An 18824-nucleotide genomic window follows, 5' to 3' on the forward strand; every position below is an offset into this window, starting at 1 on the left:
CTGGGGCTCACTGCGTCCACACCGCGTTCTTGCCCCCACCGGCGGGTCCCGCACGCCCACACCACGGTAACGGGACTAGGTTACCCAGCGGGGCCCCCCGCGGGGGGGGGGCCCCCGGCGCGGGGATCAGACGATCTTGTGCAGCCAGCCGTGGGTGTCGGGGGCCTGGCCGCCCTGGACCGCCAGCAGGGCCTTGCGCAGCTCCAGGGTGATCGGGCCGGGCTCGCCGGCGCCGACCGTCCAGTCGGCGCGGGCCGACTTGACCGAGCCGACCGGGGTGATGACGGCGGCGGTGCCGCAGGCGAAGACCTCGGTCAGGGTGCCGTCGGCGTTGCCCTGCTTCCACTCGTCGGTGGAGATCCGGCGCTCCTCGACGGCGTAGCCGAGGTCGGCGGCCATCGACAGCAGCGAGTCACGGGTGATGCCGGGGAGCAGCGCGCCGGAGAGCTCGGGGGTGACGATCTTCGCGTCGGCGCCCTCGCCGAAGACGAAGTACAGGTTCATCCCGCCCATCTCCTCGATCCACCGGTGCTCGGCGGCGTCGAGCCAGACGACCTGGTCGCAGCCCTTCTCGGCGGCCTGGGCCTGGGCGATCAGCGAGGCGGCGTAGTTGCCGGCGCACTTCGCGGTGCCGGTGCCGCCGGGGGCCGCCCGGACGTACTCCTCGGAGAGCCAGACGGAGACCGGCTTGACGCCGCCGGGGAAGTACGCGCCGGCCGGCGAGGCGATGATCATGAACAGGTACTCGTTCGCCGGGCGGACACCCAGGCCGACCTCGGTGGCGAACATGAACGGCCGCAGGTAGAGGCTCTGCTCGGGCTCGCTCGGCACCCAGGCGCGGTCCTGCTGGACGAGCAGCTCGACCGCCTCGACGAAGGCCTCGACGGGCAGCTCGGGCATCGCGAGGCGGCGGGCGGAGGCCTGGAAGCGCTCGGCGTTGGCGGTCGGACGGAAGGTGGCGATGGAGCCGTCGGCCTGGCGGTAGGCCTTCAGGCCCTCGAAGATCGCCTGCCCGTAGTGCAGCGTCATGTTCGCCGGGTCGATCTCCAGCGGCGCGTACGGCGTCAGCTGGGCGTCGTGCCAACCCCGGCCCTCGGTCCAGCGGATGGTGACCATGTGGTCGGTGAAGACCCGGCCGAAACCGGGGTTGGCCAGCCGGGCCGCTCGCTCCGCGTCGTCCAGCGGGTGGGCGGAGGGCTTGAGGTCGAACGTGATGGGCGCCTGGGTGGGCGTGCTCATGGCTGTCTGTCCTTCACCGTGGGGTTGGTCAGGGCCATGCCCGCCGGTGTTCGAACGCACCACGGCACGGCCCACTGTTGATAGTCGCATCTAGAGGGCCGTGCCGAACAGCTGGCAAGCAGCTGTGAAGGTGTCGCCGGCCCGTCAGCCGGATACTCGGGCGGCGAGCGCGTCGCCGACCTGCGAGGTGCTGCGGGTGCCCGCGCGCTCGGCCAGGTCCGCGGCCACGGCGGCCTCGACCTTGGCCGCCTCGACGGTGAAGCCGAGGTGCTCCAGCAGCATGGCGACGGACAGCACGGTGGCGGTCGGGTCGGCCTTGCCCTGGCCCGCGATGTCGGGCGCCGAGCCGTGCACGGGCTCGAACATCGACGGGAAGTCGCCGGACGGGTTGATGTTGCCGCTCGCCGCCAGGCCGATGCCGCCGGTGACGGCGGCGGCCAGGTCGGTGAGGATGTCGCCGAACAGGTTGTCGGTGACGATCACGTCGAAGCGCTCGGGCTGGGTGACGAAGAAGATCGTCGCGGCGTCGACGTGCAGGTAGTCGGTGGTGACCTCGGGGAACTCCTGGCCGACCTGCTGGAAGATCCGGGTCCACAGGTGGCCGGCGTGCACCAGCACGTTGTTCTTGTGGACGAGGGTCAGCTTCTTGCGCGGGCGGGCGTCGGCGCGGCGGTACGCGTCGCGCACCACGCGCTCGATGCCGAACGCGGTGTTGAGGCTGACCTCGGTGGCCACCTCGTGCTCGGTGCCGGTGCGCAGCGTGCCGCCGTTGCCGACGTACGGGCCCTCGGTGCCCTCGCGGACGACGACGAAGTCGATGTCCGGCTCGCCGGCCAGCGGCGACTTCACGCCGGGGAAGAGCTTGCCCGGGCGGAGGTTGATGTGGTGGTCGAACGCGAAGCGCAGCTTGAGCAGCAGCCCGCGCTCCAGGACGCCGGACGGGACGCTGGGGTCGCCGATGGCGCCGAGCAGGATCGCGTCGTGGGTCTTGAGCTCCTCCAGCACGCTGTCGGGGAGGGTCTCCCCGGTGCGGTGGTAGCGGCGGGCGCCGAGGTCGTACTCGGTCGCCTCCACCTTGACGTCCGCGGGGAGGGCGGCGGTGAGGACCTTGAGGCCTTCGGCCACCACTTCCTGGCCGATGCCGTCACCGGGGATCACTGCGAGACGAAGGCTGCGAGACATGTAGGGGACCCTACTCCGGCGTCCACGTGCTGACACCTGATGTCCACTATCCGGACGCGTCGTGTCGCCCGCCCACCGGGCCGGCCGTCAGGCGAGTTCCACGTCGACCGGGAAGGGCCGGTCCAGCTTCAGCACCTTGTGGTGGATGCCGGCGACGCCGTACCCGCCCGTCGCCGGGTCGAGCTCGTACACGTAGACGACCGGGCGGCCCTCGTCGCTCTCCACCCGCCAGAAGTGCGGGATGCCGGCGGCGGCGTACTTGCGGGGCTTGGTGTCGCGGTCGCGCTCCCTGGACTCCTCGGAGACCACCTCGACGGCGAGCAGCACGTCGCCGGGGAGGAAGAAGGTCTGGTCGGGCCTGGTGTCCGAGCGCTCGTCCACCACCACCAGGTCGGGCTCCGGACGGTTACGCGCGTCCAGCTTCACCGTCATCTCCCGCCACACCTCCCAGCCGACCGGCACCGCAGCCAGCAGGGCGTGTTCCAGGGCGCGGATCGTCCGCACGTGAAACTTCGTCCGAGGGCTCACGAAGACCAGGCTCCCGTCGATCAACTCTGTGTGCGGCGGGAGATCCGGCAGCCGGTCGAGATCGTCGGCGGTGTAGCCGCCGGCCGGCGGCCGGATCCAGTCGGGGTACGGATCGATGCTCATGATTGCTCCCACGCGGCGAGTCTGGCGGGTGCTCCCAGGCTAGTGGCTCCGTACCGTGGGCGAGCCACTCCGACGAGCGAGCGCATCGCCCGGGCGCGCGCCCCCGCGCCCTATGCTCGATCCGGCCGGACCCGGACATCCATCGCAGAACGGACCACGGCGCGTTGAGCGACACCCACCCCCGGCGCCGCCGGGAGGCCACCGCGGCCGGGGCCGCCGCCGCGCTGGCCGCGGGCGCCTACGCCCTGGCGGCCGCCGCGCGCGGCACCCTGCCCGGCGCGGGCCCGGCGGCGGCCGGCGTGCGGGACGTGGCGGTGCCGTTCCGGACCCACCTGTGGGACCTGGCGCACGGCACCACCCCCGGTGACCTGCTGTTCAACTGGAACAGCGGCTACGGTGCGCCCTTCCTGCCGGACTTCTTCGGCTATCTGGCGAACCCCTTCTACTGGCCGACCGTGCTGCTCCCCCGGTCCGCCGGCGAGCTGTCCGTCCTGCTGACCACCCTGCTCGGCATCGCCGCCGCCGGCGCGCTGATGACCCACGCCCTGGGCCGGTTGCACCCGGGGCCGGCCCGGCTGCGGGCGCTGCTCGCGGTCGGGTACGCGCTCTGCGCCTGGGTACTGGACGAGGGGGTCGCGAACCCGGCCTGGCTCTGGGGCCCGGTCTCGCTGCCGCTGCTGCTGCTGGCGGCCGACTGGTGCCTGCACGAGCGCCGCTGGGCGACCGGCGCCCTCTGCGTGGCGGCGGCCTGGGCGGGCAACCTGCACACCGCCGCCGCGGCCACCCTGGCGGCCGGACTGGTGCTGCTGATCCGGCTGGCGGCCGGGGAGCGGGCACCCGCCAGGACAGCTCCCGCCCTGCGGACCTGGGCCCGGGTGCTCGGACGGGCGGTCACCATGACGGCGGCCGGCGTGCTGATCGCCGCGCCGGTGCTGTTCGTCGCCCTCCGGGCGGCCGAGGACGCGCAGCCTGCCCTGCTCTCCACCGTGACCGGCGAGCCGCCCGGCCCGCTCGACCGGTTCGCCCAGCTGCTGCCCGGGGCGCCGGGCGCGCCCGCGCTGCCGGACGTCGCGGTCGGGATGCTCGGACTGCTGCTCGTGGCGAGCCTGCCGTTCAACGCCCGGGTACGGGCCCGGGAGCGGATCGCCTGGTGCGTCCTGCCGGCACTGGCCGGGCTGGCCCTGGCCTCGCGGCCGGACGTGCTGCGCTGGCACGGGCTGGTCCTCCCAGTGGCCGGCCCGTACCGCGCCGGCTTCGTGCTCAGCGGCCTGCTGGTGCTCGCCGCCTGGGTCTGCCTCTCGCACCGGCCCCGGCCACCCGCCCTGCTCGGCGGGGCCGGGCTGGTCCTGCTGCTCGCCGCCGTCGCCCACGGCCGGCCCGCGCTCCGGGCGGCCGGCTGGCCGGGCACGCTGGCCGCCCTGGCGGTGGCGACGGCCGCCCTGTGGGCCCTGGAACGGCTGCACGCGCGCCCGCGCGCGACCGCCCTGGTCACCCTCGCGCTGGCCTGTGCGGTGTTCGGCGGCGCCGTCCGGTCGGCGTACACCGCGGGTGGTCCGGCGCAGGCCGGCGGCGCCGACCGGTCCGCCGTCGGCGCCGCCCACCGGGCGCTGCGCGCCGCGGACGACTGGCCCCGCAGCCGGGCGGACCCGGGGCCGCACGCCTTCACCGCGAACGACGCGCTGCTGCTCGGCGGGCAGGGCGGCGGGTACGCCTCCGAGCAGGTGCCGGCCGCCACCGCGCAGGCCCTGCACGACCTGGGCGCGGGCTGGAGCCTCGCCGGGCGGCGCACCCTGAGCCCGGAGGACCCGGTCGGTCGGGCGCTGTTCGGGGTGGGCACCCACCTGGACGACGGCCCGGCCCCGGACGGGTTCACGCCCCGGCACGCGCCCGCTCCCCCGCTGGTCACCGTGCACCCGGTCGGGCCGACCGACACCGCCTCGGTGTGGAGCCGGCGGGAGGCCCTGCTCGGCAGCGCGGTCTACGACGTCCCGGCGCTGACCCCGGTCGGCGGGCCGGCGCCGACCCCGCACGGCGGCAGCGGCTGGTCCGTGCCCGCCACCCCGCCGGGCTCGGCCGGCACGGTGCTGGCCGGGACGTGCACCCCCGGCAGCACGGCGTACTTCCACAGCCTGTGGTTCGACGGCACCGTCTCGGGGCTCGGCACCACGTACCGCAGTGCCGGCAGCCAGCCGGTCACCGCCGTGGGCGTGCGGCTGCTGGGCCCGGTGCCCGCCGACGGCAGGGTCGAGGTGGTGCTGCGGGCCTCGGCCACCGGCCCGGTGCCGGCCCGTCCGGTGGGCTGCCTGCGCCCCGGTGCGCTGGAGGCCGCCGTGGCGCGACTGACGGCGGGCGGCGGCGCGGCGGTGACGACCGGGGGCCACAGCGTCAGCGCCGTCCTGCCCGCCGGCAGCACCGGGACGGCCGTGCTGTCGGTGCCCGCCGTGCGGGGCTGGACCTGCTCGTCCGGCGGGCCGTACGCCGCGCCGCGGCCCGTCCTCGGGCTGATCGGGGTCCCGCTGGAGGCCGGGGCGTCCCGGGTGAGCTGCTCGTACCGGGTGCCGGGGCTCGCCGCCGGCACGTTGGTGGGCCTGGTCGCGGCGGGCGTGGTGGCGCTGGTGGCGGCCGGGCGGTGGTACCGCCGGCGGGCGACCGGCGGCCGGGCCACCGGGCGGGCGGCGGTGGCAGGGGACGAGAGCGCCGGCCCGGCGACCGGAGGGGACGAGAAGGCCGGCCCGGCACCGGCCGCCTGAGGCGGTGGTGCCGGGCCGGCCGTCGCGCCGGGGCCCGGGCGGGCGGATCAGCCGAGGTCGACGATCTGCGCCCGCCGCCCGTCCGGGTTGAGGTGGTGGACGAGCAGCAGCCTGGTCCGGTCGTCCGCGGCCCGGCGGACCTCCAGGACGCCGGCCGGCCGTTCGGGCGCCAGGGCGGCGACCGGACCGCCGATGCCGCTGCGCACGTCCAGGGCCGGGTGCAGCACGTCCAGCACCGCGGTCGGACGCACGCCGTCGAGGCCGATCGCGGCGTAGGCCTCCGCCGCCTCGGGCAGGCCGGGCGACGCCAGGCCGGTCCAGATCCCGTAGTGGACCACGGTCGCGCCCTCGCGCAGCCCCGGCAGGGCGGCCAGCCGCACCGGCAGGACGACGGTGTCGCTGTCCAGCAGGTCGGTGTCGGTGTCGCCCCAGCGGCCGTTGAGCGGCTGGACGTCCAACTCCCGTCCGGTGCGCGCGTCCAGGGTCCGGGCCACCAGGACGTCGCTGCCGCGCAGCCGGTCGGCCGCCACCACGGCGTCGGTGACGCCGTCCCCGTCGGTGTCGAGCGAGGCCCGCACGGCGTGCACGCCGACCGGGGTGGTGGCCGGCGCCCAGAGGTTCGCGGCGAGGTAGAGCATCCCCTGGCCGAGCTGCTCGGCCGGGCCGCCGGGCACGCCCGGCGCGTCGGTGGCGGCGCCGGCGGCCCGCAGGTCGGCGGCGCGGTCGCCCGGGCGGTCGACGCAGATCTCCTCGGACGGGCAGTCCGGCCAGCGCTCCCCCTCGCCCGCCAGGGCGAAGGCGCTGACCAGGCCGCCGACCCGGGCGGGCGCGGCGGTGCCGGTCAGGGCCAGCAGGGTGCCGGTGCGCGGCATCCGGGCCTGGACACCGGCGGTGATGTCGGAGGCCGGCCGGGGGGCGGCGAACAGGGGCACCCGCAGCTCCGGCGGGCCCGCCGGGGCATCCGCGGCCGGGGTGTCGCCGGCGTCGGGGGTGAGCAGCAGCAGTCCGGAGAGCTCGCCGCGGTAGCTGCGGGCCCGGCCGGCCTGGGCGGTGTCCAGGGTCGGGTCCGGGGTGCGGTCCAGCTGCCCGGGGACCTTCAGGGTGACCGTCACCCGCGCGGCGCCGCCCGCCGGCACGACGACCCGGTCCGGTGCCAGGGCGAAGGCGGCGCCGGGCAGTTCGGTCGCGGTCCGGTAGCCGGTGCGGTAGGCCAGCGGGCCGCCGGAGAGGTTGCGGACCTCGACCTCGCGGGTCAGCTCCAGCGGCCCGCCGACCGGGACGGGGCCGAAGGAGACGCCGACCGAACCCTCGACGGCCCCCTCACCGGCCGCGTGCGCGACGGCCGGCGTGCGGACGGCGAGGTCCACCCGGACCCGCCCGGCGCCGGTGCGCTCCGGCCCGTACGCCGGGCCGCCGTGGTCGTCGCCCGACCAGGTGTCGGTGGCGGTGTTCATCAGCGCCGCCTTGACCTGCTCCACGCTCCACTCCGGGTGGGCGGCTCGGACGAGGGCGGCCAGGCCCGCCATGTGCGGGGCCGCCATCGAGGTGCCGCTCTCGCGCATGCCGCCCGCGCCGCTGCCCGCCTTCGCGGACCAGATGGTCTCGCCGGGCGCCGCGAGGTCGGGCTTGACCACGCCGGGGACGCCGATGCCGCGCGAGGTGAAGTCGGTGAGGGTGTCGGTGCGTTGCGGCTGCTCCTGGGCGACCACGCCGTGCAGCTCGTTGCCGGGCGTGGCGAGCCGGACGGTGACGGCGCCGCCGACGGCGCCGGCCCGCAGCCGCTCCCCGTCGGCGCGGGCGAGCAGGACGGCGGGGATCCGGTCGTTGCCGGCGATCTCGGCGAGGTGGTCGTCGACGGCCGCGAGGATCATGCCGATGGCGCCCGCGTCGGCCGCGTGGTCGGCCCGGGCACCGGACCCGCAGGCCCGCTCGGACTCCTTGGTCTGCCAGCCGAGGACGGCGATCCGGCCGGCCAGCCGGGCCCGGTCGCCCTCGTCGAAGGCCGTGCAGCCGTCCGACTGGTCGACGGGCAGGGCCAGTTCACCGCTGACGTCCTTGACGGCCCAGTCCTGGTAGCGGGAGCTCCAGTGCGCCGGGACGACGCCGGCCAGGGTGTCGGGGGCGAGCACCCGCAGGCCGTCCGCGTCGCTGTGCGCGTCCACCGACGCGGCCACGGTGAGCGCCCGGGGGGCGGTGCCGGGGCTGCCGCCGATGCCGTAGACGTCACCCTCGTTGCCGGCGGAGGCGACCACCACGGTGCCGAGCGCGGCGAGCCGGTCGGCGGCGATCGAGTCGGCGTCGTCGGTGTTGCCGAAGCGGCTGCCCAGCGAGAGGTTGACGACGTCCAGGCGGTCCGTCAGATCGCCGTCGCCGTCCGGGTCCGCGGCCACGTCGAGGGCCTGGGTGAGCTGGTCGGTGGAGCCGTCGCAGCCGAACACCCGGATCGCGTACAGCTGCGCGCCCGGCGCGGCGCCCGGCCCGACCAGGAAGGCCGCCGGATCCAGACCCGGGCGGTAGGGGCCGGGGTAGGGGCGGCCGTCGGCGCCCACGCCGAGGCCGGCCGCGGTGCCGGCGACGTGGGTGCCGTGGCCGTTGCGGGCGCAGTCGATCGGGTTGCCGTCAGGGCGCGGCAGCGGCTGGAAGGTCGGCGAGGCGGGGTCGGGGTCGTAGTCGTCGCCGACCAGGTCCTTCCCGCCGGTGACCTTGGCGTTCGGGAACAGGCCGGCCGGCGCGGGCTTCGCCCCGTCCACCGCCCGGAAGGCCGCCTCGGTGCCGGGGCCGCCGAAGTCGGCGTGGGTGTAGTCGATCCCGCTGTCGATGATGCCGATCCGCACGCCCTGGCCGGTGTCGGGGTGCTCGGTGTCGGGGTGCTCGGCGTCGGCGGACCCGCCGGGTGCGCCGGCCCAGACGGTCGGCGCCCCGGTGAGCGGGACGGAGTGGGCGTTCACCCGGCTCTTGCGGGCGATCGGGTGCACGGCCCGGACGCCCGGCAGCGCGCGCAGGGCGGGCAGGCGTTCGGCGGGTGCGGTGACGGCCAGTCCGGCCAGCAGGGCCTGGGTCCGGTAGAGCTCGCGGGCCTCGGGGGCGGCCGCGTGGACGTCCCGGGCCAGCCGGTCGAGGGCGCGGACGGCCTCCCGGCGCTGGTCGGCGCCCGCCCGGGCGGCCTCCCGACGCACCTCCTGCGGGGACCGCAGCGCGCGCCTGGCCTGTCCGGCGGCCCGCTGCCAGGCGGGTGCGGCCGGCTCGGTGCCGAGTTCCAGCAGGACGGTGGCGGGCCCGGCGGCCCGGACCTGCCCCGCGACGGGCCCGGTCCGGGCCGCCGGGGCGACGCCGAGGGCGGCCGCGGACCCCGCCACCAGGGCGAGCGCGACACCCAGTCTGCTGAGCGGACGGCGGACGGATTGCTTGAGCACTGGGCCCTCTCCCCCGGCGGGGGTCTGATCCGCACGCGTGCCGCTGACGTCCGCCTCGTGCGGACGTCGATCTCCCCTCCGGAGGCCTCAAATTACGATCATCGCGCCGGAGAGTGCGAGCAACATCCCTCGTACGGGGGCTACTTGCACTCTCCGGAGTGACATCACGTCAGGCCATCCGGGTCAGTCCGACCCGTACCGGGGCCCGGACGACCCGGGCCGCGGGGGGCCGTTCGACCGGGGCGGACGGCCTAGGCCAGGTGGCCGGTCTCGCCGCCGTTGTCCCGGCGGTCGAGCGCACGCTGCAGCGCGGCGGCGGCGTGCGGGTTGGGCTCGGTCCGGTGCCGGCGGCGGGGGGCCGGGCGGGCGGGCGCCTGGGCGGCGCGGTGGTCACGGTGGGTGAGCAGGTCTGCGGTGGGGGGCATACCGGGCTCCTCGGTTCAGTGCACGCGAAGGTGCTGAGGGTGGGGAGGGTTGGTACGCCGAGCAGGGGTCTCCTGCCGTAGCGCGTACGGCACACACGGGCCCACGCGCCCTGACCGGAAGGTAGGAGCCAGGGGTGGCTGACCGTATGGCTCTTCCACGGTACGACGCCCCACCCGTCGCTGTCTGCACAACTACTTGGATTTCCTACTATCTGAGACGGGCCTCGCCCGGGCGGCCGGGGGCCCGCCCGCGGGCGGGTGCGCGCGGCGGCCCGGGAACGCCCGCGGCCCTCCCGTCACGAGGACGGGAGGGCCGCGGGCGGGCGCCGGAGGAGGTCCGGCGCGGCGGGTCAGCGCAGGTCGACCGAGCGGGCGAACTTGGCGCCGATCTCGGCCGCGATCGCCGACAGGACCTCCTGCGGGATCTGGCTGTCGACGGTGATCGAGGCGAGCGCGCCCTCACCGTCACGGGCGACCTGCATGCCCGCGATGTTGATGCCCGCGTCACCGAGGTGGCGGCCGAGGATGCCGACCACGCCGGGGCGGTCCTCGTACTTGAAGAAGGCCATGTGGTCGGTGAGCGCCACGTCCACGTCGAAGGCGTCGACGCCGACGATCTTCTGGGTCTGCTTCGGACCGGACAGCGTGCCGGAGATGGCGATCTCGCCACCGTCGGACAGCGTGCCGCGCACGGTGATGACGTTGCGGTGCTCGGGGCTCTCGCTGCTGGTGGTCAGGCGGACCTCGACGCCGCGCTCCTGCGCGAACAGCGGGGCGTTGACGTAGCTGACCGTCTCGGCGACGACGTCCTCGAACACACCCTTGAGGGCGGAGAGTTCGAGCACCTTCACGTCGTGCTGGGTGATCTCGCCACGGACCTCGACGTCGAGGCGGACGGCCACCTCGCCGGCCAGGGCGGTGAAGATCCGGCCGAGCTTCTCGGCGAGCGGCAGGCCCGGGCGCACGTCCTCGGCGATCACGCCGCCCTGGACGTTGACCGCGTCCGGTACGAGCTCGCCGGCCAGTGCGAGGCGCACCGACTTGGCGACCGCGATACCGGCCTTCTCCTGCGCCTCGTCGGTGGAGGCGCCCAGGTGCGGGGTGGCGACCACGTTGTCGAAGCCGAACAGCGGGGAGTCGGTGCAGGGCTCCTTGGCGTACACGTCCAGGCCGGCGCCGGCCACCCGGCCGTCGCGCAGGGCGCTGGCGAGCGCGGCCTCGTCCACGATGCCGCCGCGGGCGGCGTTGACGATGCGCACGGTCGGCTTGACCTTGTGCAGGGCCTCGTCGCCGATCAGGCCGATGGTCTCGGGGGTCTTCGGGAGGTGGACGGTGATGAAGTCCGACACCTCCAGCAGCTCCTCCAGCGTGAGCAGCTTGACGCCCATCTGGGCCGCGCGGGCGGCCTGGATGTAGGGGTCGTACGCGACGATCTTCATGCCGAAGGCGGACATCCGCTGGGCGACCAGCACGCCGATGCGGCCGAGGCCGACCACGCCGAGCACCTTCTCGGAGAGCTCGACGCCGGTGTACTTGTTGCGCTTCCACTCGCCCTGCTTGAGGGCGGCGTTGGCGGGCGCGATGTTGCGGGCGACCGAGATGAGCAGGCCGCAGGCCAGCTCGGCGGCGGTGACGATGTTCGAGGTCGGCGCGTTGACGACCATCACGCCGGCCTTGGTGGAGGCGGCGACGTCGACGTTGTCCAGGCCGACGCCGGCCCGGGCGACGACCTTCAGCTTCTTGGCCACGGCCAGCGCCTCGGCGTCCACCTTGGTGGCGCTGCGGATCAGGATCGCGTCCACGTCGGCGATGGCGGCCAGCAGCTCGGCGCGGTCGGCGCCGTTGCAGTGGCGGATCTCGAAGTCAGGACCGAGCGCGTCAACGGTGGCGGGCGACAGCTCTTCGGCGATCAGTACGACGGCGTTTTTGGAAGTCACAGTGCTCACGACAGTGTGTCCTTAACTGTCCGGTTCTCCCCGGTCCATGGCACGAAGGTGGCGTGACCAGCGGGGGAAGGTGGCATGCCGCGTAGATAGACGCACGACGCTGTGGGCCTGACGCGCACTCGGAAGTGTATCGACGGGCGGGGGGCCGGGCTGCTCCCGTACGGCGAAATCACCCGCACGGGATCAACCAGATGTACAGGGCGGGGGCGGACCCGGCCCGGGCCCGCCCCGGCGCAGGAGTACGCCGCGCCCGGCGCGCCGCGGGGGCGCGCCGGGGCGGCCGGAGGCTTACGCCTCTTCCTTGACCCAGCTCATCAGCTTGCGGAGCTTCTTGCCGGTGGTCTCCAGCAGGTGCTCGGAGTCGGCGGTCTTGTACTCGTTGTACTTGGGCAGGCCCGCCTTGTACTCGGCGATCCAGGTGTTGGCGAAGGTGCCGTCCTGGATCTCGGCGAGGACCTTCTTCATCTCGGCCTTGGTGTCGGCGGTGATGATGCGCGGGCCGGTGACGTAGTCGCCCCACTCGGCGGTCTCCGAGATGGACCAGCGCATCTTCTCCAGGCCGCCCTCGTACATGAGGTCGACGATGAGCTTCAGCTCGTGCAGGCACTCGAAGTAGGCGATCTCCGGCTGGTAGCCGGCCTCGACCAGGGTCTCGAAACCGGCCTTGACCAGGGCGGCGGTGCCACCGCAGAGGACGGCCTGCTCACCGAACAGGTCGGTCTCGGTCTCCTCGGTGAAGGTGGTCTTGATGACGCCGGCCTTGGTGGCGCCGATGCCCTTGGCGTACGAGAGCGCCAGCTCGAAGCCCTTGCCGGTGGCGTCCTGCTCGACGGCGACGATCGCGGGGACACCGCGGCCCTCGACGTACTGGCGGCGGACGAGGTGGCCCGGGCCCTTCGGGGCGACCATGCAGACGTCGACGTCGGCCGGCGGGGTGATGAAGCCGAAGCGGATGTTGAGGCCGTGGCCGAAGAAGAGGGCGTCGCCCGCCTTCAGGTTCGGCTCGATGGCCTCCTTGTACACGTCGCCCTGGATCGGGTCCGGAACCAGGATCATGATGACGTCGGCCTCGGCGGCGGCCTCGGACGGGGAGACGACGCGCAGGCCGGCCTCCTCCGCCTTGGCACGGGACTTCGAGCCCTCCAGGAGGCCGACACGGACGTCCACGCCCGAGTCGCGCAGCGACAGCGCGTGGGCGTGGCCCTGGCTGCCGTAGCCGATGACCGCGACCTTGCGGCCCTGGATGATGGACAGGTCGGCGTCGTCTTCGTAGAACAGCTCGGCCACGGGGGCACATCTCCTTGCGTGATGGTGATGCCGGGTGGTGCGGTACCCACGGTACGTGGACCCGGCGGGGGTGTGGGGCGTTGCTTCAGGTGGTGAGACGGGTCGCGTCGCCGGGGCGACCGCCCGTCACTACGCGCTGCGGTCGAGGGCGCGCAGCGAGCGGTCGGTGATCGAACGGGCGCCGCGCCCGATGGCCACCAGGCCGGACTGCACGAGCTCCTTGATGCCGAAGGGCTCCAGCATCCGGAGCATCGCCTCCAGCTTGTCGGAGCTGCCGGTGGCCTCGATGGTCACCGCATCGGGTGACACGTCGACCGTCTTGGCGCGGAACAGCTGGACGATCTCGACGATCTGCGACCGGGAGTCGTTGTCGGCGCGGACCTTCACCAGGACCAGTTCCCGCTGGATCGCAGCGGCCTGGTCGAGCTCGACGATCTTTATCACGTTGACCAGCTTGTTGAGCTGCTTGGTGACCTGCTCCAGCGGGAGGTCCTCGACGTTGACCACGATGGTCATCCGGGAGATGTCCGGGTGCTCGGTCGGGCCGACCGCGAGGGAGTCGATGTTGAAACCCCGACGGGAGAACAGGGCGGCGATGCGGGCGAGCACGCCGGGCTTGTTCTCGACCAGGACGGAGAGGGTGTGCTTGGACATGTCGTAACTCTCTCTGGATGGTCGGGCGGGTCAGTCGAGGTCGTCGCCGAAGTCCGGGCGCACGTCCCGGGCGGCGAGGATCTCGTCGTTGCTGGTGCCGGCCGCGACCATCGGCCAGACCATGGCGTCCTGGTGCACGATGAAGTCGATCACGACCGGGCGGTCGTTGATCTCCATCGCCTGCTTGATCACCGCGTCCAGGTCCTCCGGGCGCTCGCAGCGCAGGCCGACGCAGCCCATCGCCTCGGAGAGCAGCACGAAGTCCGGGATGCGGGTGCCCTGGGCGGGGGCCTCGATGCCGTCGTGCTCCGGGCCGGAGTGCAGCACGGTGTTGGAGTAGCGCTGGTTGTAGAACAGCGTCTGCCACTGGCGGACCATGCCCAGCGAGCCGTTGTTGATGACCGCGACCTTGATCGGGATGTTGTTCAGCGCGCAGGTGACCAGCTCCTGGTTGGTCATCTGGAAGCAGCCGTCACCGTCGATCGCCCAGACCGCGACGTCCGGGCGGCCGGCCTTGGCGCCCATCGCGGCCGGGACCGCGTACCCCATGGTGCCCGCGCCGCCCGAGTTCAGCCAGGTGGCCGGCTTCTCGTAGCTGATGAACTGCGAGGCCCACATCTGGTGCTGGCCGACGCCCGCCGCGTAGATCGCGTCCGAGCCGACCAGCTGGCCGATCCGCTCGATGACCTGCTGCGGGGCGAGCCCGCCGGCCGGAGCCGGCTCGTAGCCCAGCGGGTAGGTGGTCTTCCACTCGTTGAGCTTGACCCACCAGTCGGCGTAGTCGGCCTTGTGGCCGGCGTCGAACTCGGCCTGGACGGCGACGATCAGGTCGGCCAGCACCTCGCGGGCGTCGCCGACGATCGGCACGTCGGCCGGGCGGTTCTTGCCGATCTCGGCGGGGTCGATGTCGGCGTGCACGACCTTGGCGTACGGCGCGAAGCTGTCCAGCTTGCCGGTGACGCGGTCGTCGAAGCGGGCGCCGAGGGTGAACAGCAGGTCCGACTTCTGCAGGGCGGTGACGGCCGGGACGCTGCCGTGCATGCCGGGCATGCCCAGGTGCTGCGGGTGGCTGTCGGGGAACGCGCCGAGCGCCATCAGGGTGGTGACGACGGGGGCGCCGGTCAGCTCCGCGAGGATCCGCAGCTCGGCCGTGGCGTTCGCCTTGAGCACGCCGCCGCCGACGTACAGCACCGGCTTCCGCGCGCCGACCAGCATCCTCGCGGCCTCGCGGATCTGCTTGGCGTGCGGCTTGGTGACCGGGCGGTAGCCGGGCAGCGAGGTCTCCACCGGCCAGCGGAAGGTGGTGGTGGCCTGCAGGGCGTCCTTGGCGATGTCGACGAGGACGGGGCCGGGGCGGCCGGTGGCGGCGATGTGGAAGGCCTCGGCGATCACCCGGGGGATCTCGGCGGGGTCGGTCACCAGGAAGTTGTGCTTGGTGATCGGCATCGTGATGCCGCAGATGTCCGCCTCCTGGAAGGCGTCGGTGCCGATCGCCTTGGAGGCGACCTGGCCGGTGATCGCGACCATCGGGACGGAGTCCATGTAGGCGTCGGCGATCGGGGTGACCAGGTTGGTCGCACCCGGGCCGGAGGTGGCCATGCAGACGCCGACCCGGCCGGTGGCCTGCGCGTACCCGGTGGCGGCGTGTCCGGCGCCCTGCTCGTGGCGGACCAGGATGTGACGGACCTTCTGCGAGTCCATCAGCGGGTCGTACGCCGGAAGGATGGCCCCGCCCGGGATGCCGAAGACGGTGTCCGCGCCCACGGCCTCCAGCGAGCGGATGAGCGACTGCGCGCCGGTCATGGTCTCGACGACGTGCTGGGGACCCGGCGCGTGGGCGGCCGGGGTGTCCCCGCGGCGGGGGGATGCGGCGTGCTCAGTCATCTGCCTGTCTCTTCTCGGGTTCTGCCGGCCCCGGTGGTGTGCCCTCCCAGTGGAGGGCTGCCTGGGTGGGCCGGTCGCCGGCTCTGCCTCAATCGTCCGCCTGTTCCCCTCGGAACGGGAGGGTCGGACGTCACGGTCAGTGGTCTTGCAGTGTTTCAACAGCTGTGGTGCAACAGTGTCAGTGCAACAAAAAACCCCTCGTGCCCAGGGCATGCGAGGGGTGGCGCGTCGGTCTGTCACGAGCGGGGCGTATCTGCCCGCTCAGCCGACGCGCCCGCCAAGTACGAGAATTCGGGTGCGCATGGCAACGACCTTCCTCCCGGGCGGTGTCGAGTGTCAAGCGGGTGGGACGGCGGTCTCACCATGCGGACCGTGTCCCGGACCGCCCACCGAGCGGCGTTCCGGCAGGTCGGAGGCCACCTGGTGATGCACGACACGCCCCTGCCCCGGCTCCGGCCGGCCACCCGAACGGGCCTCTGCGGCCAGGTACGCCCGGCGGGCCGACAGGGCTCCCAGCGGTCTGGGCAGCGGGTAGACCCGCCGGCCCAGCGCCCGGCGCAGTCGCTGCTCCTCCATCGGCTGCGCGAACGCGGCGCCCTGCCCCTGGCGGCACCCCAGCTCCTGCAGCACCACCACCTGGCGCGGCAGGTCCACCCCCTCGGCGGCGGTGACCAGGCCCAGGTCCCGGCCCAGCCGCAGGGCGTGCCCGGCCAGGGCGCGGCTGAGCGAGGACTCCGCGAGGTCCTGGACGAGCGCGCGGTCGAGCTTGAGCGAGTCGAACGGGAGCCGGGCGAGCGCACCCAGTGAACCGGCGCCGGCGCCGAAGCCCGCGATCGCGGTGGACACCCCCAGCCGGCGCAGGGCCGTCAGCCGGCGGCCCAGCTCGTCCGCGGTCTCGTCCGGGCCCGTCCTGGCCACCTCGATCACCAGCTGGGCCGCCGGCAGGCCCGAGTCCCGCAGCGCCGAGGCGATCGTCTCGTACATCCCGGGGGCGCAGAGCCGCTCGGCGGACAGCCGCACCGACACCGGGACGGCCACCGACCGCGGGCGCGCCAGGGCCGCGCCGCGCAGGGCGGCGGCCGCCACCACCTCCTGCACCAGCCAGCGGGAGAACCGGGTGGCGCCGTCGCCGTGCTCGGCGCTGCGCAGGAACTCCGCCGGGGTGAGCAGCAGGCCCTGCGCCGAGCGCCAGCGGGCCTGTGCCTCCACCATCGCGACGGCGCCGGTGGTGAGGTCCACCACCGGCTGGTGGAGCAGCGTGAAGCCGCCCTCGCGCACCGCGACCCGCAGCCGCTCCTCCAGCTCGGTGCGGCGCTCCAGGTCGGCCCGCATGCCCGGGGAGTAGAGCACCACCCGGCCCTTGCCCTCGGACTTCGCCCGGTACATCGCCAGGTCGGCGTTGCGCATCAGCTCGTCGGTGGCGGACTTCGGGTCGGTGGCCGCCGCCCGGGAGGGGGTGGCGAAGGCGATGCCGATGCTGGCCGCCACGCCCAGCTCCGCGCCGGCGATCCAGTAGGGCTCGGAGAGTGCCGAGCGCAGCCGCTCGGCGAGCTCCTGCACCTGGACCCGGCCCAGCCGCCCGCAGACCAGGGCGGCGAACTCGTCGCCGCCGAAACGGGCCACGGTGTCGCCGGAGCGGACCACGCTCTGCAGCCGGCGCGCGGCCTGCACCAGCAGCTCGTCGCCGACCTGGTGCCCGGCGGTGTCGTTGACCGCCTTGAAGCCGTCCAGGTCGAGGAAGAGCACCGCGACGGTGGCGTTGTCCTGCGGTCGCGGCCCACGCGGCCGCTCCTCCCCGCGCTCGCCCAGCGCGGCCCGCACCCGCTGGGCGAACAGGGCCCGGTTGGGCAGGTCGGTGAGCGGGTCGTGGAAGGCGTTGTGCTGGAGCTGGGCCTGGAGTATCACCCGCTCGGTGACGTCCCGGCTGTTGAGGATCAGGCCCTCGCGGTAGCGGTTGACGGTGGACTCCACGTGCAGCCACTCGCCGCCGCCGGAGCGGATCCGGCACTCGACCCGGGCCGAGGGCTCGGGGGCGCCGGGGGTGCGGTGGGCGGTGTGCTGGCACCTGACGAGCAGGCGGCGGACCTCCAGCAGCACCCGGTCCACGTCGTCGGGGTGGACCAGGTTCAGCAGGTTCCCGCCGACCAGCTCGGCCGGGTCGCGGCTGTAGACGCGGAGCGCCGCCGGGCTGACGTAGGAGAGCACGCCGTTCGCCCCGGCGATCATGATGACGTCGCTGGAGCCCTGCACCAGGGAGCGGAAGTGCGCCTCCTTCTGGGCGAGTTCCTGCGCCAGCGAGAGGTTGTCCAGCAGCATCACGCCCTGACGCAGGATCAGCGCCAGCCCCACCGTGCAGGCCGCCGAGGCGACCACCCGGTCCAGCGCGTGCCCGCCGAGCGCGTTGTACAGGATCCCCGCGGTGCAGACGGCCGCCGCAACGTACGGGGTGAGCGCGCTGAAGGTGGTGGAGACCCGGCGCAGCGGGGCGCCGGCGGCGGACGGGTGCTCGCGGCTCGGCCGGCGCCAGCGCGGCGACCAGGGCGCCCAGGCCAGCAGCAGGCTGCCGGCGAACCAGCCGGCGTCCAGCAACTCGCCCGAGTGGTAGGAGCTGCGCAGCTCGGGCGAGGTGAACAGGGCGTCGCAGACGACCGTGACCGCCAGGCCCACCATCGCGGTGTGCACCGCCGCCCGGTTGCCGTCCCGGCTCCGGAAGCGCAGGCCGACCACCAGGCTGACCAGCAGGATGTCCAGCACCGGGTAGGCGAGGCCCAGCGCAAGGCGCAACGGCTCGCCGGTCTCGCCCTCGGCGGTGCGCCCGAGCGCCAGGCTCCAGCTGAGGGTGAACAGCGAGCCGGCCACCAGCCAGCCGTCGAGCACCAGGTAGACCCAGCCGGCGGCGGTCCGGGGGCGCTGGGCGAGCACCAGCAGGCCGGTGATGGCGAGCGGGGCGAACAGCAGGAAGGCGTACTCGGCGAGCGAGTCCTCCGGGAGCGTGGTGCCGAGCACCACCTCGTACCAGCCCCAGGTGCCGTTGCCGAAGGCCACCATGGCGGAGGAGAGGCCGAACAGCAGCCAGGCCTGGCGCAGGTGGCCGCCGACGGTGCAGCCGTGCACCAGGCAGGAGAGCGCGGCGGCCAGGGCGGCGGCGGCCAGGCCGAAGTCACCCATGAACAGCGCGAGCCCCGGCGAGCCCCAGCCGAGGGCGGCGCCCAGCGCGTACGCCAGGCAGAGGCCCACCAGCAGGACGCCCGGCAGCCGGGGGTTGCACAGCAGCCCGGTCGGGGCCGCCGGGGCGTGGGTGGCCGGCGGGGCGTCGGCGGGGCGGGCGGGGGCCGCGGCGGCGGGCGGGTACTCCCAGCCGGCGGTGGGGGGACGGTCCTCGGGGGAGTCCGG

The 18824-nt window shown here is 74.4% G+C and carries 11 protein-coding genes; 1 reads left to right on the forward strand and 10 read right to left on the reverse strand.

The annotated features are described in order from the left end of the window. Positions 1-126: 126 nt before the first annotated feature. From ACFTWP_RS12325 to ACFTWP_RS12335, 3 genes are all read right to left on the reverse strand, one after another. Positions 127-1239 carry a branched-chain amino acid aminotransferase gene (locus ACFTWP_RS12325; protein ID WP_380264425.1) on the reverse strand — a complete coding sequence of 371 codons (1113 nt, stop codon included), beginning with the start codon at positions 1237-1239 and terminating at the stop codon, positions 127-129. Between the two features lie 144 nt (positions 1240-1383). Next, entirely contained in the window at positions 1384-2421 is a 1038-nt protein-coding gene (locus ACFTWP_RS12330) for a 3-isopropylmalate dehydrogenase (protein ID WP_380264426.1), read from the reverse strand. 87 nt (positions 2422-2508) lie between these two features. Continuing rightward, positions 2509-3072, reverse strand: a complete 564-nt coding sequence (locus tag ACFTWP_RS12335; RefSeq protein ID WP_380264427.1) for a Uma2 family endonuclease — start codon at positions 3070-3072, stop codon at positions 2509-2511. Between the two features lie 164 nt (positions 3073-3236). Here ACFTWP_RS12335 and ACFTWP_RS12340 point away from each other — a divergent pair, with 164 nt between their 5' ends. Then, positions 3237-5822, forward strand: coding sequence for a YfhO family protein (locus ACFTWP_RS12340; RefSeq protein WP_380264428.1), 2586 nt, complete (start codon positions 3237-3239; stop codon positions 5820-5822). Positions 5823-5869: 47 nt separating this feature from the next. Here the strand turns inward: ACFTWP_RS12340 and ACFTWP_RS12345 are convergent, their stop codons facing one another. The 7 genes from ACFTWP_RS12345 to ACFTWP_RS12375 form a co-directional block, all read right to left on the reverse strand. Then, positions 5870-9235: a S8 family serine peptidase gene (locus ACFTWP_RS12345; protein WP_380264429.1), complete on the reverse strand. Its 3366-nt coding sequence runs from the start codon at positions 9233-9235 to the stop codon at positions 5870-5872. Positions 9236-9486: 251 nt separating this feature from the next. Continuing rightward, a complete protein-coding gene (locus ACFTWP_RS12350; protein ID WP_380264595.1) occupies positions 9487-9660 on the reverse strand; it encodes a hypothetical protein in 174 nt (57 codons plus the stop codon). 350 nt (positions 9661-10010) lie between these two features. After that, positions 10011-11597 carry a phosphoglycerate dehydrogenase gene (gene serA / locus ACFTWP_RS12355; protein ID WP_380264581.1) on the reverse strand — a complete coding sequence of 529 codons (1587 nt, stop codon included), beginning with the start codon at positions 11595-11597 and terminating at the stop codon, positions 10011-10013. A gap of 297 nt (positions 11598-11894) precedes the next feature. Then, the gene (ilvC, locus tag ACFTWP_RS12360; protein ID WP_380264430.1) at positions 11895-12893 is read right to left on the reverse strand and encodes a ketol-acid reductoisomerase; all 999 of its coding nucleotides are present in this window, start codon (positions 12891-12893) and stop codon (positions 11895-11897) included. Positions 12894-13022: 129 nt separating this feature from the next. Continuing rightward, the gene (gene ilvN, locus ACFTWP_RS12365) at positions 13023-13547 is read right to left on the reverse strand and encodes an acetolactate synthase small subunit (RefSeq protein WP_380264431.1); all 525 of its coding nucleotides are present in this window, start codon (positions 13545-13547) and stop codon (positions 13023-13025) included. Between the two features lie 30 nt (positions 13548-13577). After that, complete coding sequence (locus tag ACFTWP_RS12370; protein ID WP_380264432.1) at positions 13578-15431, reverse strand: acetolactate synthase large subunit; 1854 nt, start codon at positions 15429-15431, stop codon at positions 13578-13580. 336 nt (positions 15432-15767) lie between these two features. Then, positions 15768-18704, reverse strand: coding sequence for a putative bifunctional diguanylate cyclase/phosphodiesterase (locus tag ACFTWP_RS12375; protein ID WP_380264582.1), 2937 nt, complete (start codon positions 18702-18704; stop codon positions 15768-15770). Between the last annotated feature and the right edge of the window lie 120 nt (positions 18705-18824).

The sequence above is a fragment of the Kitasatospora sp. NPDC057015 genome (assembly GCF_042673745.1).
Classification (GTDB): domain Bacteria; phylum Actinomycetota; class Actinomycetes; order Streptomycetales; family Streptomycetaceae; genus Kitasatospora.

What these genes read in the sequence shown, in the direction of transcription:
- ACFTWP_RS12325 (WP_380264425.1), bottom strand. Translation starts at nt 1,239, where the DNA reads ATGAGCACGCCCACCCAGGCGCCCATCACGTTCGACCTCAAGCCCTCC.
- ACFTWP_RS12370 (WP_380264432.1), bottom strand. Translation starts at nt 15,431, where the DNA reads ATGACTGAGCACGCCGCATCCCCCCGCCGCGGGGACACCCCGGCCGCC.
- ACFTWP_RS12330 (WP_380264426.1), bottom strand. Translation starts at nt 2,421, where the DNA reads ATGTCTCGCAGCCTTCGTCTCGCAGTGATCCCCGGTGACGGCATCGGC.
- ACFTWP_RS12335 (WP_380264427.1), bottom strand. Translation starts at nt 3,072, where the DNA reads ATGAGCATCGATCCGTACCCCGACTGGATCCGGCCGCCGGCCGGCGGC.
- ilvN (WP_380264431.1), bottom strand. Translation starts at nt 13,547, where the DNA reads ATGTCCAAGCACACCCTCTCCGTCCTGGTCGAGAACAAGCCCGGCGTG.
- ACFTWP_RS12350 (WP_380264595.1), bottom strand. Translation starts at nt 9,660, where the DNA reads ATGCCCCCCACCGCAGACCTGCTCACCCACCGTGACCACCGCGCCGCC.